This window comes from Streptomyces sp. NPDC002181 (genome assembly GCF_042890485.1).
GTDB lineage: Bacteria > Actinomycetota > Actinomycetes > Streptomycetales > Streptomycetaceae > Streptomyces.
Genome location: NZ_JBIASC010000010.1, coordinates 47,419 through 72,124 on the forward strand (window position 1 = coordinate 47,419; position 24,706 = coordinate 72,124).

General features: G+C 75.8%; 18 protein-coding genes. 8 read left to right on the top strand and 10 right to left on the bottom strand.

The features are described from left to right. Positions 1-9: 9 nt before the first annotated feature. The 5 genes from ACFYXV_RS23460 to ACFYXV_RS23480 all read right to left on the bottom strand — a co-directional run bounded on the left by ACFYXV_RS23460 (position 10) and on the right by ACFYXV_RS23480 (position 12,653). Complete coding sequence (locus tag ACFYXV_RS23460) at positions 10-1,902, bottom strand: hypothetical protein (protein WP_389383919.1); 1,893 nt, start codon at positions 1,900-1,902, stop codon at positions 10-12. Then, positions 1,899-5,429: a DUF5682 family protein gene (locus ACFYXV_RS23465; protein WP_389384041.1), complete on the bottom strand. Its 3,531-nt coding sequence runs from the start codon at positions 5,427-5,429 to the stop codon at positions 1,899-1,901. Before ACFYXV_RS23465 ends, ACFYXV_RS23460 begins: the two co-directional genes overlap by 4 nt. Positions 5,430-5,545: 116 nt before the next feature. Further along, positions 5,546-6,712 (bottom strand): AAA family ATPase, encoded by a 1,167-nt coding sequence (locus ACFYXV_RS23470; RefSeq protein WP_389383920.1) that lies wholly within the window; start codon positions 6,710-6,712, stop codon positions 5,546-5,548. A gap of 101 nt (positions 6,713-6,813) precedes the next feature. Beyond that, a complete protein-coding gene (locus tag ACFYXV_RS23475; RefSeq protein WP_389383921.1) occupies positions 6,814-11,787 on the bottom strand; it encodes a DNA-binding protein in 4,974 nt (1,657 codons plus the stop codon). Beyond that, positions 11,784-12,653, bottom strand: a complete 870-nt coding sequence (locus ACFYXV_RS23480; RefSeq protein ID WP_389383922.1) for a DUF4132 domain-containing protein — start codon at positions 12,651-12,653, stop codon at positions 11,784-11,786. Before ACFYXV_RS23480 ends, ACFYXV_RS23475 begins: the two co-directional genes overlap by 4 nt. A gap of 273 nt (positions 12,654-12,926) precedes the next feature. Here ACFYXV_RS23480 and ACFYXV_RS23485 point away from each other — a divergent pair, with 273 nt between their 5' ends. The 4 genes from ACFYXV_RS23485 to ACFYXV_RS23500 all read left to right on the top strand — a co-directional run bounded on the left by ACFYXV_RS23485 (position 12,927) and on the right by ACFYXV_RS23500 (position 15,128). Then, complete coding sequence (locus tag ACFYXV_RS23485) at positions 12,927-13,652, top strand: HNH endonuclease family protein (RefSeq protein WP_389383923.1); 726 nt, start codon at positions 12,927-12,929, stop codon at positions 13,650-13,652. A 14-nt stretch (positions 13,653-13,666) separates the two neighbouring features. Continuing rightward, positions 13,667-13,951: a hypothetical protein gene (locus ACFYXV_RS23490; RefSeq protein WP_389383924.1), complete on the top strand. Its 285-nt coding sequence runs from the start codon at positions 13,667-13,669 to the stop codon at positions 13,949-13,951. A gap of 79 nt (positions 13,952-14,030) precedes the next feature. Continuing rightward, positions 14,031-14,678 carry a hypothetical protein gene (locus ACFYXV_RS23495; protein ID WP_389383925.1) on the top strand — a complete coding sequence of 216 codons (648 nt, stop codon included), beginning with the start codon at positions 14,031-14,033 and terminating at the stop codon, positions 14,676-14,678. Positions 14,679-14,831: 153 nt separating this feature from the next. After that, the gene (locus tag ACFYXV_RS23500) at positions 14,832-15,128 is read left to right on the top strand and encodes an antibiotic biosynthesis monooxygenase family protein (RefSeq protein WP_385469165.1); all 297 of its coding nucleotides are present in this window, start codon (positions 14,832-14,834) and stop codon (positions 15,126-15,128) included. Positions 15,129-15,170: 42 nt separating this feature from the next. Here ACFYXV_RS23500 and ACFYXV_RS23505 read toward each other — a convergent pair whose 3' ends face one another. From ACFYXV_RS23505 to ACFYXV_RS23515, 3 genes are all read right to left on the bottom strand, one after another. Then, complete coding sequence (locus tag ACFYXV_RS23505) at positions 15,171-15,704, bottom strand: GNAT family N-acetyltransferase (protein WP_383356725.1); 534 nt, start codon at positions 15,702-15,704, stop codon at positions 15,171-15,173. A gap of 136 nt (positions 15,705-15,840) precedes the next feature. Next, complete coding sequence (locus ACFYXV_RS23510; RefSeq protein ID WP_389383926.1) at positions 15,841-16,833, bottom strand: isopenicillin N synthase family dioxygenase; 993 nt, start codon at positions 16,831-16,833, stop codon at positions 15,841-15,843. A 44-nt stretch (positions 16,834-16,877) separates the two neighbouring features. Beyond that, on the bottom strand, positions 16,878-19,727 hold the full coding sequence (locus ACFYXV_RS23515; RefSeq protein WP_389383927.1) for an XRE family transcriptional regulator: 2,850 nt from the start codon (positions 19,725-19,727) through the stop codon (positions 16,878-16,880). A 155-nt stretch (positions 19,728-19,882) separates the two neighbouring features. Between ACFYXV_RS23515 and ACFYXV_RS23520 the strand changes: the two genes are divergently transcribed. Continuing rightward, entirely contained in the window at positions 19,883-20,896 is a 1,014-nt protein-coding gene (locus ACFYXV_RS23520) for a hypothetical protein (RefSeq protein WP_389383928.1), read from the top strand. Further along, positions 20,889-21,320, top strand: coding sequence for a peptidase inhibitor family I36 protein (locus ACFYXV_RS23525; RefSeq protein WP_385469153.1), 432 nt, complete (start codon positions 20,889-20,891; stop codon positions 21,318-21,320). Before ACFYXV_RS23520 ends, ACFYXV_RS23525 begins: the two co-directional genes overlap by 8 nt. 10 nt (positions 21,321-21,330) lie before the next feature. Here the strand turns inward: ACFYXV_RS23525 and ACFYXV_RS23530 are convergent, their stop codons facing one another. After that, positions 21,331-22,407, bottom strand: a complete 1,077-nt coding sequence (locus tag ACFYXV_RS23530; RefSeq protein WP_389383929.1) for a GNAT family N-acetyltransferase — start codon at positions 22,405-22,407, stop codon at positions 21,331-21,333. A 65-nt stretch (positions 22,408-22,472) separates the two neighbouring features. Next, positions 22,473-22,661: a hypothetical protein gene (locus tag ACFYXV_RS23535; protein ID WP_385469147.1), complete on the bottom strand. Its 189-nt coding sequence runs from the start codon at positions 22,659-22,661 to the stop codon at positions 22,473-22,475. Between the two features lie 184 nt (positions 22,662-22,845). Between ACFYXV_RS23535 and ACFYXV_RS23540 the strand changes: the two genes are divergently transcribed. Together ACFYXV_RS23540 and ACFYXV_RS23545 are read left to right on the top strand one after the other, a co-directional pair. Next, the gene (locus ACFYXV_RS23540) at positions 22,846-23,439 is read left to right on the top strand and encodes an HPP family protein (protein WP_389383930.1); all 594 of its coding nucleotides are present in this window, start codon (positions 22,846-22,848) and stop codon (positions 23,437-23,439) included. Positions 23,440-23,538: 99 nt separating this feature from the next. Continuing rightward, complete coding sequence (locus ACFYXV_RS23545; protein WP_385469140.1) at positions 23,539-24,690, top strand: serine hydrolase domain-containing protein; 1,152 nt, start codon at positions 23,539-23,541, stop codon at positions 24,688-24,690. Positions 24,691-24,706: the final 16 nt, after the last annotated feature.

A 24,706-nucleotide genomic window follows, 5' to 3' on the forward strand; every position in this document is an offset into this window, starting at 1 on the left:
CCGGGCCCCTCACCAGGCCCAGGACGCCGCCACCAGGGAGCGTTCCGCTCCGGCGAGGTGGGTCGAGGCGGCCAGCCAGGCCCGGGCGTAGGCGTCGGGTGAAGGGTCGGTCAGGCGGCCGAAGACATCACGGGGACGGCGGTCCGCCTCGGCGGCGAGGGCCGTGGCGAGTTCCGCCGCCGTGCTGAAACCCGCCCGGCGCAGCGGGCCGTACGCGGTACGGGGATCGGCGGTACGAGCCGCCTCGGCGACGGCGCGGCGGCCGCCCGCGACCCCGCTTTCGAGCAGTCGGCGCACCCGCCACAGCGGTGAGTCGGCCAGGACGTCCGGGCCTTCGGCCGCGGACGGCGCGGCAGCCGTACCGGGTGGGAAGTGACCGCCCTGGAGCACGTCGTAGCCGAGGTCGGCGCGGCCCAGCCATTCCTCGGGCAGGCGCAGGGTGTACTCCGCTCCGGGTACCGGGCCGACCGCCAGCGGGCGCAGCGTCGCGGCGCGGTCCAGGTCCGGGCGGCCCAGGACGCGGAGCAGCAGCCCCGGGTGGGCGGCGATACGGCGCAGGTTGGCCGTGTGCGGCAGCTCGGGGTGGGGGTGGGCGGCGCGCAGCCGCAGCAGCGGCGCGTCCGCCCGTACCTCGCGGACCAGGAGGTCCTCCCCGGCCGCGCCGACGACCATGACCTCACAGCCGAGCAGGGCCGGTTCGGCTCCCTCCGGATCGGCGTCCCGGTCCGCCAGCCGGGCGGCCACGGCCTCGGCCGCCGGGCGGGCGAAGAGTGCGGCGGCCGGCTCCTCGGTCCACGGGATTCCGCGCAGCGGGGTCGCCTGCACCCCGCGTCCGGAGCCGAGACGGCCGTCGGCGGAGACCGTGGCCCCGGAGATGCGCAGTCCCCCGCGCGCGAGGCCCGCGTGGTCGAGGGCGGCTCCGCCGAGCGCCACGGAGGCGGATCCGGCGCCGCGGGCGCGGGCCAGGCCGCCGGGACGGACGTCGGAGACGGAGTGGCCGGCGCCGTCCGCGGCGAGCAGATGGGTGACCACTCCGCCGTACCCGGTGGCGGAGAGGACCGGCTCCCGGCACAGGCCGTACACGTGCAGGCTGCCGCCGGGCCGGTAGGCGCGGCGGCCGATGCCGGTCAGCGCAGGTCCGGCCGTACCGGCGGCCAGCAGTCCGGCGGTGTGGAGGAGCTCCCGGAAGGCTCCGGTGAGGTCGGAGAGCCGGTGGCCGCCGCTGCGCTCCCGGGCGGCGCGCAGACCGCGTACGACGCGCAGGGTGACGGCCTCGGCGCGGGGCAGCCCGGCGAGCCGGGCGCTGTGGGCGGCCCGCAGCAACTCGGCCTGGACCACCGCGCCTCCGGCCGTGACCCCGGCGGCCAGCGCCTCGGCGGCGGCCCGCCAGAGCGCGGCGGCGGCGAGGAGCTGGGCAGCGGTGAGCACCTCGGGCACGGGTCCGGCCCCGGCGTCGGCGGGCTCTGGCACGGGCACGGGCACTGCCCCCGAGGAATCCCCGCCCCCGGCTTCCGGGCGCTGCCCGGCGTCGGGGGCCGGATCGGCGTCGGGGGCCGGATCGGCGTCGGGGTGCGGCAGGGCGGAGTCGGCCGGGTCGGCCAGCGGGGCCGCGCCCAGGGCCGCCGCCCGGTGCAGGCAGCGCGGGGCCAACAGGCAGGTACAGGTGGCCTGTTCGGATGAAGTCACGGCACCGCCCGGCCCCGGCCGCAGCGTGACGAGCGCGTCCTCGCCGAAGCGGACGGTCACGCCCCCGTCCTCCCCCGGGCGGGCGCCCGCCGCGCAGCCCTCGATGGACGCGTCCAGCTTCTTGCGCAGCCGGGCGGTGAGGTGCCCGACGGCCTCGGCGAGGACCTCGGGGGCCACCGGCGGCAGGTTCGACTGGGTACTCGGCTCACTGCTCATCGGGATTCTCCACGGAGGCGGTCGCCCACCCAGCGGGCGAGGGCGAGCGGACTGAGGGCGGCCACCGGCATGCCGGCCGCCACGAGCTGCCGGGCGACCGGGACCGAGTACCGGGGCGCGCCCGTGTCGTCGAGCGCGGCGCAGCCCAGCAGATGGGCACCGGACGCGGCCAGCGCGCGGACCTCTCCGAGGAGTCCGCCGATCGGCGCACCCTCCTCGAAGTCGCTGACCACGACGACGAGCGTGCGGCTCGGCACGGTCATCAGCGAGCGCGCGTGCGCGAGACCCGCCGCGATGTGCGTACCGCCGCCCACACGGACCTCCAGCAGCAGCGACAGCGGGTCCTCGACCCGGTCGGTGAGGTCCACGACCTGGGTGGAGAAGGCCAGGAAGTGGGTGGACAGCGTCGGCACGCCGCCGAGGACGGCGGCGGTCAGGGCCGACCAGATGACCGAGGCCTCCATCGATCCGGAGACGTCGACGACGAGGATCAGCCGCCAGTCCGCCTCACGGCTGACCCGGGTGCTGAACACGGGCCGTTCCGGGACGACGACCACGCGGCCGTCCCCGAGGCGGCGGGTGTGCGCGAGGTTCGCGCGCAGGGTCCGGGCCAGGTCGAGCCTGCCTCCGGGACGGCGTGTGGGGCGCGGGGTGGCGAGGCCGGAGAGCGCCGGGCGCAGCCGGGTGGCGAGCTCCTTGGCGAGCTCGTCGACCAGCCGCTTGACCAGGGGCCTCAGCCGGGCGAGTCGGGCCTCCGGCATACCGCCGGCCAGCGACAGCACGGAGCCGAGGAGTTCCACGGAGGGGCGGACCGCCGCCGGGTCGAGGTGGCTCAGCACGTCGGTGCGGCCGGCGCCCGCCGCGTCGGCGAGCACCTCCTCGCGTACGTCGGCGCCGAAGAGCGATTCGAGCTCCTGGGACCATTCGCGGGCCGTGGGGAACGAGGCTTCCCGACCGCCGCCGGTGCCGCCGCGGCCGCCCTCAAGGTCGGCGGAGCCTTCGCCGCGGCCGTGGCCGTACAGCTCGTCGAGCGCGTGGGCGTAGCGCCGCGCGCCGGCGGCGAGCCGGTCGCTGTGCCGGCCGAGCAGCAGGCGCCAGCGGTCGGCGGGGGCCAGCCGGTCCTCGTCCCGCCGCTGGGGCGCGGGGAGGGGCGGTACGGGTGCCGCCGGCTCGGCGCCGGGGTCGGCGCCGGGGTGCGGTTCGGGAGCCGAAGGGGGTGTCCCGCCGGCCGGAAGCACCTCAAGGGCCTTGAGTGCGGCGGCGCCCGCGGCGTCCGCGGCGGCCCACAGGGCGAGCAGCGCGGGCGGCGCGTCGAGGGACAGGTCGAGGCGGTCGCCGAGCCGCTCGGTGACGGTGTCCAGCAACCGGTCGCGGGCGGCCGGGGACAGCACGTCGAAGCCGCCGCGCAGGGCCGGGAGCCGGTCCAGGAAATCCTTGTCGGCGAGGCCGTCGATCCGGTCCAGGACCGGGGTGAGCGCGGCGGCGGAGGACTGGAGCAGCGGTCCGGCGGCGGCCAGGACCCCGCCGAGACGGCGGGCGAGGGAGCGCCGGGCGTCCGGTGTCGTGGCGCCGTCGATCCACCCGGCGGCCCGGTCGCCCATGCCGGCGGCCGGGTCGAGATCGAGGACGACGCGTACGGCCGATGCGGCGCCCTGCATCAACGGGGAGGCCGCGACGGTCAGTTCCGTCAGGGCGGCGTCCATCCTCAGGCCCAGGTGCAGGGCGGCGGCCCGGTCGGCGAGGGCCACGAGGGCGCGCGCGTCGGCCGGGTCGTCGCTGCCGGCCAGGCCGGGCAGGGACCGTACGGCGGCCTCGATCAGCCGGCCGGTGAGGGCGGTCGCGGCGGCGCGGGACCCGTCCGGCGTACCCGGGAAGTGCCCGCGCGCGAGGCCCTCCAGCAGGTCGAGCGATGCGAGGAGTTCGGGCAGGGCGGCGGTCTGCGGAAGGACCTCGGCGGCCTCCTCCAGCCGTACGCCGACCAGCTCGGGCAGATCGCACCGCGCGGCCGCGGCCAGGCCGGCGAGGATCTGGGCCGGGGTCGGACCGCCTTCGGCGGCGGCCCGACGGGCGGCCTCCCGCAGGGTCCCGGCGGCGGCCTGCGCGGCGGTGACCCCGCGGACCGCGGCCAGGTCGAGGCGGGCCGGGACGGAAGGGGTCCAGTTCAGCCGCCACTTGGTGCCGAGGGCGGTTCCGTCGCCGGTGGCGGCCACGTCGAGGGGCTCCCCGTACGCGGCCCCGCAGACGGCCAGCCGCTGGAGGAGGACCTCGCGGCGGCGGTCGAGCGCGGAGCGGAGCGGGTCGAGGCGGACCTCCCGGGAGGCGGGGTCCTCGGGGCCGGGCAGCCGCAGCTCCGCGAGCTCGGCCTCGACGGAGGGACCGAGCCCGGAGCGCGGGGCGTGCGGGGTGATCCGGCCGCGGCCGGCGCCGACGAGCACGGCCTCCAGTGCCCGGGCCAGCGCCCGGCCCCGGCCGAGGGGTTCGCCCTGTCCGAGCACGGTGGTGACGGCTTCGAGGAGCTCGCCCCGGCCGGGTGCGGGCAGCCCGCGCAGGACGGCCAGGTCGCAGGCCAGCCGCAGCGTCTCGGCGGCCTCGCCGGTCCCCGCGGTATGGCCGGCGCGGCGCAGCTCGCGGCAGATGCCGGTGAGCGCGACGGACGCGGCGTCGCGCACGCGTCCGGCGTCCCCGCCGGCCCGGAACACGGCCTGCTGCCACAGCGGATCCCGGATCCCGGCGGGGTACCCGGAGCGGGAATCCAGCAGATCGAACGAGTAGGGCACGAGGGAGGTCACCGCCCCGCTCGCTTCGGCCGCGGGGGCGGGGCCCGGCACGGCCGGGGCAGCGTCGGCGGGCTCGCCGAGGAGGGCCGGGGCGTGGAAGGCGCCGATGAGGGCGGCGACCCTGCGGCCGTCCGACCCCGCGGCCTTGAGGACCTCCCGCATGTGGGCCTCGCGGGCCAGGTCGGTCGCGGGGACCGGTCCGTCCTGGCGCAGGGCCCAGCCCACTCCCAGGGCCGCCCGCCGGACGGCCTCCGGCGTGCAGCCGGGGGCCAGGACCTCCACGGCCCGGTCCCACAGGTCGTCACCGTCGCGTCCGGTGCCGGAGGCGGTCAGGGCGTCCGCGTACGCGCTTCCGTTCATCGGGGCCGTGTCCCCGGACCGGGCGGCGGCCCAGCCGGCATCGTTCAGCGGGAGGTCGCAGCAAAGGACGTCCACCCCACGCTCCCGCGCCCAGCGGATCGCGGCCAGCTCCGGGGAGAAGTCCGCGAACGGGTAGAACGCGAGGGCGCCTTCCCGGCCCGTGCCCGCCAGGGCGACCGGCGCGAGGGTCTCGGGGTCCGCCAAGTGCCCCAGCCACGGCTGGAAGTCGGTCGGCAGCTCGATGCACACGACCTGCGCCTGCGCGGCGTCCAGCAGTGCGGGCACCACCGCCGCCAGCGCGGGGCTGTGGTGCCGTACGCCCAGCAGGTACGGCGTCCTCGACGCGGCGAGCCCGTCCAGGGCCGTCCGCGGATCGGTCCCCGCCGCCACGGCCGCCGGCGGGCCGGCGGGAGCGGTGGGATCGGCGGAAGCAGCGGAAGCGGTGGGATCGGCGGAAGCAGCGGAAGCGGTGGGATCGGCGGGAGCGGTACGGCCGTGGGCAGCCGTCATCGCAGGTTCCCGCGGAGGTCCCACAGGCGGCGCCACATCGCCGAGCCGTCCTCGGCGCGGCGGCGGACCGGGCCGTCCCAGTACCCCAGCAGGCGGCCGTGGTCGGCCGGGTCGTCCTTGCGGACCACGCCCAGCAGGTGCCCCGGCAGCAGGTCCAGTACGTCACCGCCCGGCAGGTACGCCGCGGCCACGCCCAGCGAGGCCGCCACCTGGACCGCCTCGGCCGTGGACATGACCGTACCGGGCCGCTCCACGTCCCAGCCCTCCGCCGAGCGCCCCGACCGCAGGTCCCGGAAGACCGTGACCAGCGCGTCGAGCACCGCGTCGTCCACTCCGAACGCCGCGCCCGCCCGCTGCACCGCCGCCACCGCCTGGCGGCGGATCAGCGTGGCCTCCGCGTCCGCGTCCGCGATCGGCGCGACCGTCTCGAAGTTGAAGCGCCGCTTGAGGGCGGCGGACATCTCGGAGACCCCGCGGTCCCGCAGGTTGGCGGTGGCGATGACCGTGAACCCGGGAGCCCCGGCGACCACCGCGTCCTCGGTGGCGGTCAGTTCGGGCACGCTCACCCGCCGGTCGGACAGGATCGACACCAGCGCGTCCTGCACCTCGGGCAGGCAGCGGGTGATCTCCTCCACCCGGACCACCCGCCCGGTCCGCATGGCGGAGAGGACCGGGGAGTCGACGAGCGCCTGCGAGGTCGGGCCCTGGGCGAGCAGCAGGGCGTAGTTCCAGCCGTACCGGAAGGCGTCCTCCGTGGTGCCGGCCGTGCCCTGCACGGTGAGCGCGCTGGTGCCGCAGACGGCGGCGGCCAGCAGCTCGGACAGCATCGACTTCGCGGTGCCGGGTTCGCCGGTGAGGAGCAGGCCGCGCTCGCCGGCGAGGGTGACGACGCAGCGCTCGACCAGCGCCCGTTCGCCGACGAACTTGGGGGCGATCACGAGCTTGGCCGGGAGCCCGGCGCGGCGGCGGCCCGCGATGGCCAGTTCCGCGCCCTCGCTGCCGCACACGAAGGTGACGACGGCGCGCGGGGTGAGCGCCCAGCCGGGCGGGCGGGGGCCGGTGTCCTGGGCGGCGAGGAAGGCGAGTTCGTCGGCGTACCGCTCCTCGGCGGGCAGCGACTGCCGGGCCGGGGAGCTCTGGACGGGTGTGTCGGTCACGGTCATGGCGTGGTGATTCCTTCGCGAGGTGTGCGGGTACGGAGGTAGGGGGTACCGGACTGCGCGGCGCCCCCCGGAAGCGGGGGGCGCCGCGGCCGGCTCGGGTGTCAGCGGCGGCGTGCCCGCGTCCGCTTGACCTTCAGGGCCTCGAAGCGCGGTACGTCGCCCTCGCGGACCCGCTGCCAGGCCCGCCGGTAGAGGTCCGCGGCCGGCTCGTCCGGCACCAGCACCCCCAGCACCGGCCGCCCGCCCGGGGCCAGCCCGTACATGGGCAGCTTCCACAGCTCCACCGGCAGCACCGGCGAGGACATCTCCGCCCAGCCGCCCGGCAGGAACAGCGAGCGCCCGGCCCGGGTGCGCGAGGCGGTCACCACCAGCTCGGTGGCGGCCAGTTCGGCGCGGGCGGCCTTGAGCCGGGCCGGCTTCCAGCCCGTCCAGCGGGCCACGTTGCGGTCGGTCGGGTCGGGCATGGCGAGCAGCGCCAGGTACACGGCGGCCGCGTCCGCGCCGAGCCCGTGCGCCTCGGACACCTCCGCCACCAGCTCGGGCACCGAGCGGCTCGGGTCCTGCGGCCACCACGTGCCGTCCTTGTCGACGGCGCCCGCGGCCGGCTCGCCCGGGTCCGCCAGCAGCGCGGCGAGCCGCGGGTCGTGGACGGCCCGCAGCGCCGTCTCCTCCGGCGAGGGCAGCTGGTCCTCACCGCGCAGCGCGGGCAGGTACGGGTCGGAGCCGGTCGAGTCGAGCAGGGCGGTCCGCAGCGCGGGCTTGGGCCGGTCGTCGTGGGTGGCCATGACCACCGCGCCGTACCTCTCGTACCCCTCGCCCGTCTCGGTCGGCGTGCCCGCCGCCTTCCGGAAGTCGGGCAGGTTGGCGTAGTGCCCGATGCTGAGCATCAGTTCGGGCGCGGCCAGCCGCTGCCGTACGGCGGTCAGGGCGGGCGGCAGCGCGGCGCGCAGCGGGTCCCCGGCGGGCAGCCGGTGGGCCATCCAGGCCGTCAGGGTCAGGGCGCCGGCCAGGACGGTCGAGGTGAACGGCTCGGTGGCCGGCTCACTGGTCTCGACGTGGTCCCCCTTGACCTCCCAGGCGACGTCGACGCTGAGCGTGCGCGACTGCGCCGGGTCGAGGACCGCGGCCAGCGCCCGGTGCGTGGACCAGCCGGTCCTCGCGGCGCGGGTGGCCTCGGCCAGCAGCCACTCGGGCACGGGCGTACGGCGGCCCACGCGGTCGTTCCACACCTGCGCGGCGGCCGCCACGTCGGGGCCCTCGGTCCACAGCCGCGCCGGGTCGGCGGGCAGCAGCGCGGCGACGACCTCGCGCCGCACCTCGATCTGGAGGCTCTTGAGCTCGGACCGGGCGTGCTTCGCGTCGGCCGCCTTGACGCCCAGGGCGGTGCGCAGTTCGGCCGGCAGGAAATGGTGCTCGTAGCTGTCGATGTTGGGCAGGCCGGCCAGCAGCAGCCGGGCGACGGTACCGGACACGCCCGTGAGCCGGGCGAACTCCTCGGCCGCTTCGGGGAAGAACGGCACCGGACCGCGCCCGGCGGCCTCGGTCAGGAAGGCCGCCAGCCAGCCGGGGCCGCGCTCCCGGTCGCCGAGCGGGGCCCCGCCGCGCAGGGTGTAGGGGCCGGGCACGGCGAAACGGCCGGCCGGGTCGTACAGCAGCGCCCCGAACTCGTGCCCGTCGGGTACGGACACGTTGTGCTCGGTGAGACCGAGGACGGCTCCGCCGCCCAGCGGGAGCAGGCCGCGGTGCGAGGTGCTGCGCTCGATGCCGTCGGGGGTGCGCAGGTGGCGCTGGTCGAGGTGGACCAGGACCCGGCGCCAGCGGTCCGCGGAGCCCTCGGCCGAGTCCAGCCCGAGCGCGTCCACCCGCTCGAGCAGGGTGCACAGGGCGCTCCGCTGCTCCTCGGTGGTGCCGACGGCGACGGCCCGGTAGGCGATCGCCGCGGGCTGGTCCAGCAGCTGGGTGAACGGGAGGGCGGAGTAGGGCAGTCCGGGGACGTCGAAGTGGAGCCGGCCGGGTACGGCGGCGGCTTCGGTGTCGGCGGCCGACCGGGCCAGCCCGTCCAGGTAGCGGTGGGCGACGTCGCTCTGGGCGCCCCAGCGGTAGTACCCGGTGCCGACGAGCCCGTGCAGGGCCTCGGCGATCAGTTCGTCGGTGGGGCCTTCCGGCTCCCGGTCGCCGGCGCTCGCGTCGGGGTCGAGCCGGGCGGCGACCCCGTCCAGCGCCTCCTGCTGGGTGAGGGCGAAGCGCAGCACCTCGACGATGCCGCCGATCAGCTGCGGGGCGGTGACCTGCGGCAGCGCCGCACGGACCAGGTCGGGCAGGTCGGAGGCCGCCTCGGCGGCGGCGGCCGCCTTGAGCAGGACGCCGATCGAGGAGCCGTCGGCGGCGCGCAGGGCGGCCGAGGCCTGCGGGTCGCGCGGGCGCAGCGCGTACCAGAAGGGGAGCGGCGGGAGTTCGACGCTGCCGGTGGCGAAGGCGGCGGTGCGGTAGTCGCTGCGCGACTGGGCGGTGACCACGCCTTCCGGGTCGCTGATGCTCAGCTCGCGCCAGCGGTGGGTGAGTGCGCGCGGCCGCTCGTCGCCGGGGAAGGTGAGCGCGGCGACGGGCATTTCCGAGCCCTCGGGCACGACGACCCTGCGGCCGCCGGTGTCGGAGGCCTCCCAGCCCTGCCCGGGGACGCGTACGATCCGCCAGCCGAGCAGGCCGTCCGCGGGCGCGCCGAGGGCCGATCCCTCGACGGCGGGCGCGGGCCGCAGCCAGCAGGACTGGGCGGGCACCGTGGTGCCGGTGCCGGGGTGCGCGGTCAGGACGTCGGCGAGGAAGCCGGGCACCGAGAACCGGCCGAGGGCTCCGCCCGCCGGGTCGTACTCGCGCCAGCCGCCCTCGTGTTCCTGGTCGCGGTTCTGCCACACCCAGTACGAGGTCCCGTCGGACAGCAGCCGCCGTTCGCCGGGCAGTTTGGTGTCCCCCGCGTGCAGGACCCCGCCGCCGGTGGCGCGGCCGCCGCCCGGCAGGGGGAGGCTGATGTCCTCGGAGCGCAGGTTCCAGTAGCCGCCGGTCATGTCCACGGTGAAGACGTTGCCGGGGTCGGTGTGCCAGTAGCCCTTGATCTCCCCGGTGCCGTAGTGGCCCCAGAAGACGAGCAGTTCGCCGTCGACGTAGTGGAACCCGTACCGGCGCGCGTTGCTGCTCGCCGCCCGCAGGTCGTGGGTGAGCACGGTGGTTTCGGCGTCGATGACGCGAACCTGCTGGGAGCTCGCGACGATCAGGTGGGGCCAGGCCTCGACGACGGTCAGATCGTTCCCGTTGTGGCCGGCGGGCGTCATCTCGGCGACGGCGCTCTCCCAGGCGGGCCAGGAGAGTTCCTCGAAGAGTCCGGTGCGCAGGGTGCGGGCGAGGGTTTCGCCGAGGTCCGCGGCGGCCGCGGCGGCCACTTCCTCACGTGCGAGTTCGAGAGCTTCCGCGGGCAGCCAGGTCAGCCGGCGGATGGCGTCGGGCAGGCCGGGCAGGCCCGCGGCCGTGGAGGCGGCGGCCACCTCGTGCATCCACTCGGTGAGCATCGGGCGGCCGCCGGGCGAGGCGGCGAGCAGGCGCATGACCTCCACCGCGTGGGCGTCGCCGCCCTGGCCGTACGCGGCGCGCCGGAAGGAGGGCCGGAAGCGCCGGTCGGCGGCGATGGCGAGGAGGTCCCGCCGCTGGTCGGAGCGCGCCCAGTCGGCCAGGTTCAGCTGGTCGTGGCGCCGGCGGGAGTCGGAGTCGGGCTCGGGGTCGGTGACCGGGACGCCCAGGGAGAGCAGCAGGTCCAGCAGATCGGCGTCCTCGACGCCCACCTTCAGGCCCGTTTCGCGGCCGGGCCCGGCCGGTTCGGCCCGCTCCGCGAGCTCGGCCCGCAGCCGTCCGGCGGCGCGGGTGACCAGGTCGAGCAGTGCGGGCAGCGTGGGGCGCGAGCCCCAGCCGGCGTGCCGGGCGGCGTGGAAGCGCTCCAGCCAGCCGGCGGCGCCGTCGGAGCAGCGCTCCTCGGCGGGCAGGTCGGCGCTGATCAGACCGGCGGTGGCGCCGGATTCCTCCAGCAGGCCGAGCCACAGCTCGGGCAGCTCGCCGTCCCCGCCGCCGGGCGGCATCAGGCCGAGCAGGGTGCCCCGTACGGACGGCACCCGGCGGGCCAGCGCGACGAGCGCGGTGCGGTGGGCCTTCCACCAGCCGTACGCGGCGCGCAGGGTGGCGGGCAGCGGGAGCAGCTCGGCGAGGTACTCCTGCTCGGCCTCGGTGCCGGTCAGTCCGGCGGCGCGGGCGAGGCGGCGCAGTTCGGTCGCGGCCTGCGCGGAGGGCGGCAGTCCGCCCGCCGTGCGGCGCACGCACAGGCGGCGGAAGCGCTCGTGGGCCTCGGCGGGGCTGACGCGGGCGGACAGTTCCTTGGCGTAGCCGGTGAGCACCTTCACCGGGAGGGCGCCGACCAGGGCGAATTCGAGGAACACCCCGTCGAGGCGGTCCTCGTCGACGGCCAGGCCGTGCTGTGCCTCGCTGGTGCGGGCGCGGCCGAACAGCTGGGCGGCGTACGTGGTGTTCTCGACGGCGAGGAAGACGCGGGCGGCCTGCTCGTAGAAGACGGGCAGGAAGTGCGGGACGGCGGCGCCGAGCCGGCCGGCCAGTTCGTGGCAGGCGTCGAGGGCGGCCTTGGGCTTGGTCTTGGCCGTACGGGCGAGCCGGTCGAGCTCGGGGACCACGGCGAGGGCGTGGTGCCCGTCCTGCGGGTGGTGGACGAGGACCCATTCGGGGAAGCCGAGGGCCTGGCGCTGGCCGAGGCCGACCACGGGCGGCGCGCCCTCGGCCTCGTCGGGCACGAGCCCGAGGAAGCCGGCGGCGAGGTCCTCCGCCGGACCCAGTTCCGCGGCGGCGAGCCGGACGACGACGCGGCCGTCGGGCAGGGCGGGGTGGCGGTAGGTGCGTGCGGTCAGGTCGACCGCCGAGGGGCCCGCGCCCTCGGTGCCGTTCGGCAGCACGGCGCCGGCCTTGAGCAGCAGTTCGGCGGTCTCCGCCGTGTTCGCCGTGCCCGTCGTGTCGGTGGTGGTGCTCATCGCGCGTCCCCGCCCTCTTCGATCTTGCGCCCGGCGTACAGTGCCGCGGCCATTCGCATTCCCTCGGACCAGGCGACCGGTCCGACCTCGGTCAGCCGTACCGCCCGGCCGTTCTCGTCGTGCCAGCTCAGGGCGCCGGTGCTCGTCTCGTCCTCGTAGTACGGCTCGCCGATCCAGACGGCCGCCTCCGTACCCCGGCCGGTGTCGCGGACCTTGCAGGTCGCGTAGCCGCCGGAGACCCGGTATCCGAGGCCGGTCGCCCGCGCGGCCAGGCCGAACCGGCTCGCGAAGACCCCGCCCGCGTAGTCCCGCACCTCGGTGGCGGTGGCCGCCAGGCCGTCGGGCTTCTCCCAGGTCGGCCGGTGGATCTGCTCGACGCGCTGCACGATGCCGAGTTCGGCCGCGAAGTCCCGTACGTCTTCGAGGTCGGGCAGGAGCACCGGGTGCGGCATGGTCACCGTGAGCGGGGAGAGCCGTACGGTCTCGCCGTCGAGGTTGACGACCTTCAGCTCACCGTCGGCGGTGGCGTCCCGCAGGAAGCCCGCCTCGTCCGGGTCCTCGCCGACGACGGCGATGTCGCGCAGCGCGCTCTGCCAGGCCTCGTCCGGCCAGACCCGGGCGAGCAGCGCCGTCGGCACGGGCAGCGAGGACACCATCCAGGTGTCCACCTGGGCGACGCAGGCCGCCTCGTGCCGATCCAGCCATTCGGCGAGCCGGCGCAGCCGGTCCACCTCGGGGTGGTCGCGCAGGGCCTTGGGCAGCGTCTTCAACTGCCGTCCCGCCGCGCGCCCGGTGGCGGACCGCGCCGCCACCTTCCCTTCCACCAGGGCGATCTCGTACCCCTCGCCCGCCGCCAGCCATGCCATCAGTACGTGCCCCTCCGCCTGTCCGAAAACCGGATGCGCGCAGCGTCGAGCAGGGGGACGAATCCCCCCTGAGCTGCGGTATGTCGGGAGACTAGCGAGGGCCACTGACAACGCCACACCGAGGGGCCCCGCGGGGCGGCCGCCCCGGCGGCCCCGGGAGCGCACGGCCCGCCGGCCGCGGGGGCGCGACGGGTGGGTCGTCCGGTTGAATGTCCGGTTCTGGGTAGTCTTTCCGGGACAGTGTGCGGGGCGGAGCCGGCTCGGGGTGGGTTCATGGGACGTCAGATACGTGTACGGGGTGCGGCCCTGACGGCGGCGGTGCTGCTGGCCGTGGCCGGGTGCTCGGGCACCGGTACCGCACCGGGCAAGGACGGGAAGCCCTCGGCGGGCGGTTCGTCGCCTGCCGCTCCGGGCGGCTCGGACGCCAAACCGGCCGCGGGGGACGTGCTGCCCGGCATGGTCGGCGTCGAGGCGGCCCGGACCCGGCTGGCCGCGCTGAAGGTCGCGCAGCCCGGGACCATGGCCGGCTACAGCCGGGCCAAGTTCACGCACTGGGCCGAGCAGGGCAACAAGTGCGACACCCGCGAGGTGGTCCTCAAGCGGGACGGCACGGACGTGAAGCAGGACTCCGAGTGCAAGGCGGTCTCCGGCACCTGGAAGAGCCTGTACGACGGGGTCGTGGTCACCGAGGCCTCGAAGATGGACATCGACCACATCGTGCCGCTCGCCGAGGGCTGGCGCTCGGGCGCGGCCGGCTGGGACGCCGCGCGGCGCAAGGCCTTCGCGAACGATCTGACCCACCCTCAGCTGCTGTCGGTGACGGCGGCCACGAACCGCTCGAAGGGCGACCAGAGCCCCGACCTGTGGCAGCCGCCGGACAAGTCGAGCTGGTGCCAGTACGGGCGGGCCTGGACCACCGTGAAATCGACGTACGGCCTGACCGTGACGGAAGCGGAGAAGAAGATGCTCGGGACGATGCTGGACAGCTGCGCGGCATGACGGGACGACAGCACATGACCGGACGACGGCAGTGGTGCGACGAGGTCCTCGCCGGGCCGGGCGGGGCGATGACGGACGAGGTCGGGGTCATCACCGGCCCGCTGACCCTGCGTACGACGACGCTCCCGGAGGGCGGCCTGGTCCGGATCGAGGTCCAGTACAAGGACGCGGAGGAGTGGTACACCCTGACGGGCAGCCCGGTCCCCCACCGCGGCGACCCGGCGGCCGTGCACGCGGCCGCCCTCGCCGCGGTCCGCACCGGCCACGGCGCCGGAGCCCCGGGGCCGGCCACGCCCTGATCGGCTGCGGCGGCCCCGGCCGGACTCCTGCCCCGACCCGCCGCAGCGGGCCCGGGCGGTGATCAGCATCATGATCCCCATGACACCTGTATCCGCACCGACACCGATCACCGGCATGGACCTCACCGGTTTCACCGAGCGTGAGCAGGGGGTCTGGACCGACGAGCGGGGGCTGATCCTCTCGGTCCACTTCTTCCCCCTGGTTCCGGACCTTCCGGCGCCACTGGACGAGACCGACCGGCTGCGCCACGGCCTCGCCCGGTCCGCGGCCCGGGCGGGCGGGGGGCTTATCGAGGCCGTGACCGGCGAGGTGGATGCCGTCCCGGCCGTACGGCAACTGGTCAAGATCCGGCGGCCGAACACCGAGCACGGGCTGGCTTTCCTCGCCTCCTGGACCCTCCCGAAGGCGGGCTGCAGCACGGTGATCAAGGTGCAGGCGGCCGAACAGGGCGCGAGCGGGATGCGGGAGGCCGTCGTCGGCGCCCGGGTCGGCCACGAGAACTACTTCCGCCCGCATCCGTACGGGCCGGACGTGACCGGCGGCCTGCCGTACCACGTCGCCGACCTGGAGGAATGGGACGCGTCGTTCCCCGGGCACCCGCTGACCCTGGTCCGCGGCGCACTGCGGCGGATCGCCCCGACGGTGGTCCTCGAAGAGAGCTTCAAGGCCCTCCCGCCGTTCGGCCCGCCGGCCGCCCCCCGGCGCCGCTGGTTCCGCAGGCCCTGACGGGCTCGGCGCGCTCCGGGCCGGCGTCGCCGGGCCGCGAGCCGCACCTGCGGCTCGCGGTCCGGCGGCCGCGATGTCCGGCCGCGTATACTGGGATCCGCCGCCAGCATCACTCGATCGACCGTTGCTCACCCAGTCGATGGGAGGCTCCCGATGATCGGCGTGCTCGTGACTTTCACGCAGACCGACAAGTTCGATCGTTCAGCCATCGCAAAGATCGCCGACGAAGTCCGCGGACCGTTCGAAGGCATGCCCGGCCTTCGCCTCAAGAGCTTCATGCTCGCCGAAGACGGCGTACACGCGAGGAACTTCTACGTGTGGGACGACGAGGAGAAGGCCCGCGCCTTCTTCACGCGGGAGATCGTCGACAAGGTGACGGGGCTGTACGGCGTCCCGCCCGAAGTCGAGTACCTCGACATCGTGGGGCTCGTCGACAACTCCGGCGCCTGATTCCCCAGGGGGCTGTCGCCCCCCGGCCCGCGAGCCCCCGGGTCAGGCCTCGTATTCCGTGAGGTCGATGCTGTGGACCTGGAGGAGGTGGCCGTGCTCCGGGTCCGTCGCGTCGAGTTCCGCCACCATGCCCAGCTTGCGGATCACGTTCTCGGACTCCTCGTGGCCCGACCGGCTGACCGCGATCACCCGGTCGAGGCCCCGGTCCTGGAGGGCGAACTCCAAGGTGGCCTGCGCGGCCTCGGAGGCGTAGCCCTGGCCCCAGTACGGCCGGCCGAGCCGCCAGCTGACCGCCACGAAGTCGCGCACCTCCGCCGGGGACTGCGCCACGCTCAGGCCGACCGCGCCGATCAGCTCGCCCGAGGCCAGGAGCTCGACGGCGAACAGGCCGAAGCCCTCCTCGTCCCACTCCTCCTCCCAGCGCTCGATCTCCTCGGCGGTCTCGTCCAGGTCGAGCGTGGAGCCGTCGCCGATCCAGCGCATCACATCGGGGTCGGCGTTGATCTCCGACAGGGGGACGAGGTCGTCGTCGGTCCAGCGGCGCAGCAACAGGCGGGGGGTGCGGATCTCGGTCATGCCCCCATCCTGCCGAACACCGCCGACCAGCGGTAATCGGGTCGGCCCGGGCGCCCGCCGCGGACCGGTCGCCGCTCCCGGCCACCGCTCCCGCCCCGGGGTCCGGGCCGTCGGGCAGCGGCTGCGGGAGGAGGCGTCAGGGCACGGTGATCGCGTCCAGCTTCGCCCGCAGGTACGCGTGGGAGTCCACGGGTTCGTGCACCACCCGGCCCACCGGCGCCGGCAGCGACTCGACCCGGGTGTGCGCATCGCATTCGTAGAAGTAGACCAGCGAGACGAGCTCTTCGGCCGGGGCGGCGGCGGGCGGCGGCAGCACCCGGTGGCGTCCCGCGCGCCACCGGTCGCCCGTCCAGCGGGCCATCAGGTCGCCGATGTTCACGGTGAGCGCCGCCGGGTCGTACGGGGCGTCCTGCCAGCCGTCGGCGTCGGTGTGGATCTGGAGCCCGCCCGAGCCCGGCTCGCGGTCGAGGACGGTGACCGTCCCGAAGTCGGTGTGCGCGCCGATGCGGAACTGGCCGGGCAGCGGCTCGCCGAGCACCTCCGTGCCCGGGTACCAGTTGAGGTTGAAACCCCAGGTGGGGTGGCCGGTGTGGCGGGTGAAGTGGTCGGCTTCGAGGCCGAGTGCGGTGGCGAGGAGCTCCAGCAGCTCGTCCGACAGGGCCCGCATCCGGGCGATGTACTCGACGACCAGCGGTTGCAGCGCCGGCACCTCGGCCGGCCAGGCGTTCGGCCGAAACCACTCGGCGTCCACGGACGGGTTCCCGGTGGGCTCGTCCGCCGCGCAGGACCAGGACTCCTTGAGGTCGGGCGGCGAGGCGGCCCCTTCCGCGTAGCTGTTGGCCTCGGCGCCCGGACCGAGCCAGCCGCGCCCGCCGACCGCGACCGCGTACGGTTCCTTCGCCTCGGCGGGCTGCCGGAAGAACTCCCTGGCCGCCTCCCGGATCCGCGCGGACAGTCCCCGGTCCACCCCGTGCCCGGTGATCAGCAGGAACCCGGCGGCCTGGAGCGCCTCGTCGACGCGGGCGGCGATCCGCTCCCGCGCCCCGGCCTCACCGGACCGCCACGGTCCGAGGTCGATCACGGGGACCCGTGACCGGGCGGAAGAAGTGGAAATCGGAGAACTCGCCATCGGGGCCTGCCTTCCGAGCCGGTGTCGGGCGTCCGCCTCCGAGGCTAGCGCCCGGACGACCCCGGGGAACGTTGTTCCATGCCGCTGCACGGCGGTGAGTAGTCGACGTACGGGAGGTGCGCGGACCACTGGGCGCGGGTGATCGCCGGCCCGGTGCGCGCGCACGCGCCGGCGATCACGCGCGCCTCGTCGGTCCCCGCCAGCCTGACCGTGGCATCGAAGCCGCCGGAGGCCAGTACCGCGCCGTCCGGGCTGAAGGCGACCGAGCTGACGGCGGTGAGATGGCCGGTCAGCGTGGTGAGCAGCCCGGGGTGGGCGGGACGCGCCACGCTCCACACGCGCACCGTGCGGTCGTCGCTCGCGCTGGCGAGCGTGCGCCCGTCGGGGCTGAACACCACCGAGCCGACGACGTCGGTGTGGCCCGCGAGGACGGCGAGCGGGGCGGGGTGGCGCAGATCGGTGACGTTCCACAGGCGGATCGACGTACGTCCGCCGCTGGCGGCCGCGAGCGTGTGCCCGTCGGGGGCGAAGGCCACGGAGAACACGGCGTTGTCGTGGCCCTCCAGGACGGCCAGCGGTTCCGGCCGCCGCGGGTCGGCCACGTCCGTGAGCCGTACGGTGCGGTCCTCGCCCGCGCTGGCGAGCGTACGGCCGTCCGGGCTGAAGGCGACGGAGCGGACGGCGTCCCGGTGCCCGGCGAGCCGGGCGAGCAGCGCGGGGCGGGTGGCATCGGCCACGTCCCACAGCCCGACGCTGCCGTCGGTCCCGGAGGTGGCGAGCGTACGGCCGTCCGGACCGTAGGCCAGGGAGCGCACGTCGCCCCCTTGGCCGGTGAGGGAGGCCAGCAGGGCCGGCCGGGACGGGTCCGCCGTGTCCCACAGCCGGACGCTCCCGTCGGCGGACCCGGTGGCGAGCGCGCGGCCGTCCGGCCGGTAGGACACGGAGCGCACGTCGTCCCCGTGACCGCTGAGCGTGGCCTCGGCGAGGGGGGTGTCGGTGCCGTGCATCCGCCACAGCCGGGCGGTGTGGTCGCCGCTCGCGGTCGCCAGCTGCTCGCCGTCGGGGCGGTAGGCGAGCGCGAGGACCTCTTTGGCGTGCACGGGCGTGGTGGTCATCAGGGTGCTGGCCAAGCTGTCGCGCGTCTTGGTGGTGGGCGCGAGGCGGTACGCGGTCAGGCCGAGCTGTACGGCCAGTCCCGGCTCGGTGTTGGCGAGGTCGGTGGCGCTGTCGGCGAGGTTCTGGGCGACGGCGCCGTTGCGCTGGCGGGTGACCTCGTCCTCGGCGCGCACGGCGTTGCCGGTGGCGACCGCGGCCAACACCACGAGGGCGGCGAGGAGGGTGACGAGGGCGCGCAGGCGGCGGGCGCGGCGGCGGGCGGTGTTCCCCGCGGCGGCCTCGGCCGCCGTGCTCGCTTCGAGGAAGGCCCGTTCTCCGGTGGTGAGTCCGATGCTGCGGGCGGCGGCCAGGTCGCGGGCGAGGTCGAGCCGGGTACCGCGGTAGAGGGCGCCCGGGTCCCGGCCGAGGGCCTCCCAGGCCCGGGCGGCGTCGGTGAGGCGGCGGTGCAGGCGTAAGCGTTCGCGGTCGTCGGTCAGCCAGCCGCGCAGCCGGGGCCAGCCGCGGATGAGGGCCTCGTGGGTGAGTTCGACCCGTCCGTCGTCGAGTGTGAGCAGGCGCAGCCGCGCGGCCCGGGCGAGGACGGTCGCGGTGTCGGCGTCCTGGTTCAGCTCTTCGCGGGCCACGGGGCGTTTGGTGTCCTCCGTACCCTCGCCGAGGGCGATGAGGCGGACGAAGACCTGCCGGGCGATCCGCTGCTGGCGTGCGGAGAGGGAGGTGTGGAGGGTTTCCGCGGACTGGGCGAGGGCGCCCTCGAAGCCGCCCGCGGCGCGGAATCCGTCCAGGGTCAGGGCGGCGCCGCGGCGGCGGCGCCAGGTCTCCAGGAGCGCGTGGGACAGCAGGGGCAGGACGCCGACCTGTCCGTGGGCATGGGCGACGAGCGTGGCCTGGAGGGCGCCTTCCACGGCGAGGCCGGCCCGTCGGGCCGGTTCGACGACGGCGCGGCGCAGTTCGTCCGCGCTCATCGGTCCGACGAGGACCTGGGCGTCGCGCAGGACCTCGACGAGGGCGGCGTACCGGGTGCAGTGGGCGTAGAAGTCGGCGCGTACGCCGAGGACGACGCGGCAGCGCGACGCGGGCCGCCGGGCTTCCGCGACGAGGGCGTCGATGCAGGCGGCGCGTTCGTCGGGGTCGGCGCAGACGGTGAAGACCTCCTCGAACTGGTCGACGATCAGCACGAGTTCGCCGTCGTCGGCCGCGTGCGCGTCCAGGGCCTTGCGCACCCGGCCCAGCGGATGCGGCCCGGGGGTCAGGACGTGGACCGCGGCGGGCGGGGTCTGCGCGCCCAGCCGGGGCAGCAGCCCGGCGTGCAGGAGGGAGGACTTGCCGGCTCCGGAGGCGCCGACGAGGGCCACGACGCGCTGCCGGGCGAGGCGTGCGAGGAGGTCCTCGACGAGCCGCTCGCGGCCGAAGAACAGGCCGGCGTCCTCGGCGCGGAAGGCCGCGAGGCCGACGTACGGGGTCCCGTGCCCCCTCCCGCCGGGTTCCCCTTCGGGCTCCGGCGTTTCGGCCTCCGCCAGCCGTGCGGCGACGGCGTGCCAGCGGCCCTCCCACTCCTGTACGTCGCCGCCGCAGGCGCGGACGTACGACAGCGTCACGTCGAGGCTGGGCAGCCGCCGGCCGGACGCGGCCCCGGACAAGGTGGCCACGGAGTAGTGAGCGCGGGACGCAAGGTCCCGGTACGGCGGGGATCCGGCCTCGTGGCGCAGGCGGCGCAAGGCGGCGGCGAACCTCCTCAGCGGTCCGTCCCCACCCTCCAGCGGACGCTCCTTGCGGGCCATGTCCTCCCCTTTCCCGCCTGGTGAGTTTGCTGCCCTCTGGGGTGGATTGTTCAGCAATTGTTTGTTCGCTGCCACCACGCCGACGCCGAACAACGGATCGCCGCTAGACCTGGGTTCGCCGCACCACCGTCGCCGCGAGAGGAAGGAGCACACCGATGCGACGACACCACCCCGCCCGGGCCGCGGCCGCGTCCGCGGCGGTCCTCCTGCTCCTGGGAGGCTGCGGACCGGCCGCCGGGGCCCCCGGCGGAGCTTCGTCCGAGGCCGCGCCCGGCCGGTCCGGCCGGGCCGAACCGCTCGCCCCCGCCCGTGAGCCGAGCGCCGCCGAATCCCGGCTGCTGGAGCGGGCCGAGCAGATCCTGATCAGCAGGTGCATGGACGGGCGCGGTTTCCCGTACGCCGTCACCGAGGCCCCGGACACCGGCGCGCGGTCCTTCCCGTACGGGGTGGACGACGTCGAGTGGGCGCGGGCCCACGGCTACGGCGGCCGGGACGAGCGCACCGCGGCGCGGGCCAGGGAAGCCGACCCCAACCAGCGGTACTTCCGCGGGCTGTCGGCGTCCGGGCGGGCGGCCGCCCGTACCGCGCTCATGGGTTCCGCCCCCGTGGGGCTCTCCGCCACCGCGCCCACCGGGATGACCATCACCGCCTCCCCCGAGGGTTGCATCGCGGACGCCGAACGCACCCTCTACGGCGATCTGGCGACCTGGTTCCGCGTCAAGGTCGTCACGATGAACCTGCGGCCGCTGCGCGAGACGCGCGTTCACGAGGACCGGCGGTACGCGGACGCCGTCGGGCAGTGGGCCGCGTGCATGCGGGCGGCCGGCCGCCCGTACGCGGGCCCCGACGCCTCCCGGCAGGCCGCGGCCCGGTTCGGCGAGAGCATGCCGCCGGCCGAGGCGGACGCGGCCGAGGCCGAACTGGCGGTCATCGAGGCGACCTGTGCGTCCGGCACCCCGCTGGCCCGGGTCTCCAAGGCTCTGGACCACGCCTACGGCGAACAACTCCGTGCCCGGCACCAGGAGGAGATCGCGCTCAGGTGGCGGCTCCAGAACGGCGCGCTGCCGACGGCGCGCCAGGCATGTGAAGGACACGGCTCCGAGGAACTCGGCTCCGAACAAGAAGACCGGACACCGCACCCACGACCTTCCGGAGGATCCCATGCGTAAGTTCCGCACCCTGCTGCTCGCCGGCGCGCTCGCCGTACCGCTGCTGGCCGTCCCCGCGACCATGACCGCGGCCGGCGCCGCCACGGCCTCCACCGCCGCCACCGCCGAGGCCTCCGGCGCGGCCGCGGACGGCAACTACTGGGTCTGGGAGGACACCAACCGCGGCGGCCACTCGTGCGGCTGGAGCGGCGACGACGCCGACTGGCGCACCTGTGGGGCCGGCGGCAACTTCAACATGAACGACCGGGCCTCGTCCTGGTGGAACAACGGCTACGCCGGTTCGTTCGGGGACGTGCGCGTCTACGAGAACATCGGCTACGGCGGTGCCTCCACCTGCGCTCCGAACGGCGGGTCCGGCAACGTCCCGTGGGAGTGGAACGACCGCATCTCCTCCCACAAGTGGGTCACCGGCTGCGGCTTCTGAGCAGCGCCGCCTACTGAGCGTCGGCCGCCCGCAGGGTGTACCGGGCTCCACCGTCCTCGGTGGAGCCCGTCCGCTCGAATCCCGCCCGGACCAGCACGGCGTGGGACGGCGCGTTGTCTGCGTCGACCTCGGCGTGCAGCGCGCTCACGCCGGGCTGGGCGAACGCCCAGACGACCAGGCCCTTCAGCGCGTCGGTGACGTACCCGTTGCCGCGGGCCGACGGTACGAGGTCGTAGCCGACCTCCGCGTTCCCCTCGGCGTCCGGGGCGCCGTGGAAGCCGATCCCGCCGATCGCGCGCCGGTCCTGCTCACGGACGATGGCGTACGCGCCCCACCCGGGGCGGAACGTACCCTCCTCGCGCGCCTTGGCCACCATCCCCGAGGCGACACGGGTGCCCTCGCCGGGGCCGTCCTCGGCCCAGGCGAAGCCGCCGGTGCCGCCATCGCGGACGTCTGCGGCGACGAGCGGGGAGATCTCGCAGAGCACGACGCGTTCCGCCGCGACGGGTTCGGCGTACCAGCGCCACGCCGTGCGGCGGGGCAGCCCGGGGAGGGCGCCGCGGCCGGTCACCCAGAGCAGGGTCGGCCACGGGGCCGCGACATCGCGCGGCACCTGCGGGAAGAGCCGGTCGAGGACCTGCTCGCAGAGGTCCGCGTCGGGCTCCCAGTCGTGGACGCCGAGACCGTTCAGGATGTCGTGGGTGTGCAGCAGCGTCTCGACGACGCCCATCGCGGCGAATCCGTCCGGGCCCGCGAAGCCGTACGGATGCCAGGCCCGCACCGCGGGGTCGGTCACGGCCACGGCGGCGGACAGGAGTCCGCCGGTGGCCTCGATGACCTGGATCAGGCCGTCGGGGGTGGTGCCGGGGTCGGCACTGATGTCGAAGGGGGCGTATCCGCTGGTGGAGCGCCCGGTGAGCTGGGTGGCGTAGCCGATGAAGTCACCGGCCACGTGCTCGGCGGTGTCGTGACAGCTCCACTCCAGGCCGGCGGCGGGGAGTGACCAGTCGAGGTGCGCCACCTTCCGGAGGGCTTGGGCGGTGAGGGACACGGATCGGTCAACGGATTGCGAGTTCATGATCGTCATGGCCCGCACCCTAGGACCGCCGCCCGTGCCGGGGCCAGTGGATATCGGGCGCGGCCGCCGGGGCCTCACGGCCCGGAGTCCGGGAGCGGGGCCCCGCAGCGGGAGCAGGTCCGGGCGCCGCGCTCGTCGGCCAGCCGTCCGCAGTCGGGACAGACCAGGTGGAGCAGGCAGGCCGGCTCCCCGCCCTCGGCGGGCTCGGGGCCCCGGTCGGCGGCGGGCGGGGGTACCTCTGCGTCGTGGGCGTGCGTCTTCATGTTCCGTCCTTCCCGTACCCGTATCCCTCCCCGGATACGTGCCCCGCACACCTGACGGATATGGTCGTAGCCGGTCTGCGCCGGCCGTACCAGGGACGGGCGCGAGGCCGGGTCGGCGGTTGATCACCCCGGCTCCGGGCCGCCTCGACCGCGTTCCCCCGTCGTCCTGCCCCGGAAGCCGTACGTGAGCACCGTCCTGCCCTCCCCGTCCGCCGGCACCTCCGCCACCACCTCCGCCCCCGCCCCCGAGCCCGCCGCCGGGTCGGTCGCCGGGTCCATCCGGTCCCGGATCGCCGCCGGCCGGGCGCCCGCCCGCCCCACCACCGCGGCCGCCTTCCACAGCACCAGCGCCGTGACCGCGGTCCTGCTGGGGCTCGTCGGGATCGGCGCGCTGCTGCACGAGCCGGTGCTCGTACCGCCCCTGGCCGCCAGCGCGGCCCTCGTGCACAGCGCCCCCGCCCTGCCCCTGGCCCAGCCGCGCAGCGTGGTCGTCGGCCATCTGCTGGCCACCGCCGTCGGCTACCTCGCCCTCACCGTGGCGGGCGGCAGCGCCTGGGTCGCGGCCGTCGCGGCCGGTGTCACGCTCGCGCTGCTGATGGCCGCCCGTACCCCGCACTCGCCCGCGTGCGCCACTTCCGTGGTGATCGTGCTCCAGAGCCCGGCCCCCGCCCGGTTCGTCCCGCTGCTGTTCGGCGCGACGGTGCTGCTCGTCCTGACCGGGTACGCCGCGTCGCGCATCCGGCGCAAGGCGCCGCGGTACCCCGCCTACTGGTGGTGACCCGTCCGGTCGTCCGCCGCGCGTCCGGCCGATGAATGCGCGGCGCTGCGGGAGTCTGTGGGAGGAGGCATCCGCAGCGGGATCGGGAGAGGTGGAGTGATGAGCGACCTGCGCGACATCCTGGAACGGCACGTGGGCAGCGGATCGCTGCCCGGGGCGGTGGGCCTGGTGGCCCGCGGCGACAGGGTGGAGGTGGCGGCCGTCGGTTCGGCCGACCTTGAGGGCACGGCTCCGATGGTCCGGGATTCGATCTTCCGGATCGCCTCGATGACCAAACCGGTGACGGCCGCGGCCGTGATGACGCTGGTCGAGGAGGGTCTGCTGGCCCTGGAGGACGAGATCGCGCCGTGGCTGCCGGAGCTGGCCTCGCCGCTGGTCGCCCGTACGCCCGGGAGCGCTCTCGACGACCTGGTGCCCGCCGAGCGCCCGGTCACCGTGTTCGACCTGCTCACCTCCCGCGCCGGGTACGGGTTCCCGTCGGACTTCTCGCTGCCCGCGGTCGGCCCGCTGGTCAGCGAGCTGAAGCAGGGGCCGCCGCAGCCGCAGGACGTCGCGGAGCCGGACGCGTGGCTGAAGACGCTGTCGGGCGTTCCGATGCTGTGCCAGCCGGGCGAGGCGTTCCTGTACAACACCTGCTCCGACATCCTGGGGGTGCTGGTCTCCCGGGTCTCGGGGCAGTCCCTGCCCGAGTTCATGGCCGAGCGGATCTTCGAGCCGCTGGGCATGGCCGACACCGGCTTCTTCGTTCCGCCCGCCGACCTGGGCCGGTTCACGAGCCTCTACCGCGAGGGCGACGGCGGCCTCGAACTGGCCGACGCCCCCCACGGGCAGTGGAGCAGCCTCCCGGCCTTCCCCTCCGGCGCCGGCGGGCTGGTCTCGACCGCCGACGACTGGTTCGCGTTCGGCCGGATGCTGCTCGCGCAGGGGGCCCTGGACGGGGACCGGGGCCGGCTCCTGTCGGCCGAGTCCGTACGGAAGATGACCACCGACTGGCTGACCCCGGCCCAGCGGGCCGGCGGCGAGCTGTTCCTGGAGGGCCAGGGCTGGGGGTTCGGCGGCTCGGTGGACGTCACGGCCCGCGATCCGTGGAACGTACCGGGGCGGTACGGGTGGGTCGGCGGCACCGGGACCGCGGGCCACGTCATCCCGGCCACCGGCTCCGTGTCCGTCCTGCTCACGCAGGTCACCATGACCAGCCCGGCGCCGCCCGCCCCGGTGCGCGACGTCTGGGCGTACGCGGCCGACGCCTGAGCGGCACCGGCACCGG

Excerpts from the sequence above, each read along its gene's own strand:
- ACFYXV_RS23515 (WP_389383927.1), bottom strand. The coding sequence starts at position 19,727 with ATGGCCCGCAAGGAGCGTCCGCTGGAGGGTGGGGACGGACCGCTGAGG.
- ACFYXV_RS23485 (WP_389383923.1), top strand. The coding sequence starts at position 12,927 with ATGGGACGTCAGATACGTGTACGGGGTGCGGCCCTGACGGCGGCGGTG.
- ACFYXV_RS23530 (WP_389383929.1), bottom strand. The coding sequence starts at position 22,407 with ATGACGATCATGAACTCGCAATCCGTTGACCGATCCGTGTCCCTCACC.
- ACFYXV_RS23495 (WP_389383925.1), top strand. The coding sequence starts at position 14,031 with ATGACACCTGTATCCGCACCGACACCGATCACCGGCATGGACCTCACC.
- ACFYXV_RS23505 (WP_383356725.1), bottom strand. The coding sequence starts at position 15,704 with ATGACCGAGATCCGCACCCCCCGCCTGTTGCTGCGCCGCTGGACCGAC.
- ACFYXV_RS23535 (WP_385469147.1), bottom strand. The coding sequence starts at position 22,661 with ATGAAGACGCACGCCCACGACGCAGAGGTACCCCCGCCCGCCGCCGAC.
- ACFYXV_RS23490 (WP_389383924.1), top strand. The coding sequence starts at position 13,667 with ATGACCGGACGACGGCAGTGGTGCGACGAGGTCCTCGCCGGGCCGGGC.
- ACFYXV_RS23525 (WP_385469153.1), top strand. The coding sequence starts at position 20,889 with ATGCGTAAGTTCCGCACCCTGCTGCTCGCCGGCGCGCTCGCCGTACCG.
- ACFYXV_RS23475 (WP_389383921.1), bottom strand. The coding sequence starts at position 11,787 with ATGAGCACCACCACCGACACGACGGGCACGGCGAACACGGCGGAGACC.
- ACFYXV_RS23460 (WP_389383919.1), bottom strand. The coding sequence starts at position 1,902 with ATGAGCAGTGAGCCGAGTACCCAGTCGAACCTGCCGCCGGTGGCCCCC.
- ACFYXV_RS23545 (WP_385469140.1), top strand. The coding sequence starts at position 23,539 with ATGAGCGACCTGCGCGACATCCTGGAACGGCACGTGGGCAGCGGATCG.
- ACFYXV_RS23480 (WP_389383922.1), bottom strand. The coding sequence starts at position 12,653 with ATGGCATGGCTGGCGGCGGGCGAGGGGTACGAGATCGCCCTGGTGGAA.
- ACFYXV_RS23470 (WP_389383920.1), bottom strand. The coding sequence starts at position 6,712 with ATGACCGTGACCGACACACCCGTCCAGAGCTCCCCGGCCCGGCAGTCG.
- ACFYXV_RS23510 (WP_389383926.1), bottom strand. The coding sequence starts at position 16,833 with ATGGCGAGTTCTCCGATTTCCACTTCTTCCGCCCGGTCACGGGTCCCC.
- ACFYXV_RS23520 (WP_389383928.1), top strand. The coding sequence starts at position 19,883 with ATGCGACGACACCACCCCGCCCGGGCCGCGGCCGCGTCCGCGGCGGTC.
- ACFYXV_RS23500 (WP_385469165.1), top strand. The coding sequence starts at position 14,832 with ATGATCGGCGTGCTCGTGACTTTCACGCAGACCGACAAGTTCGATCGT.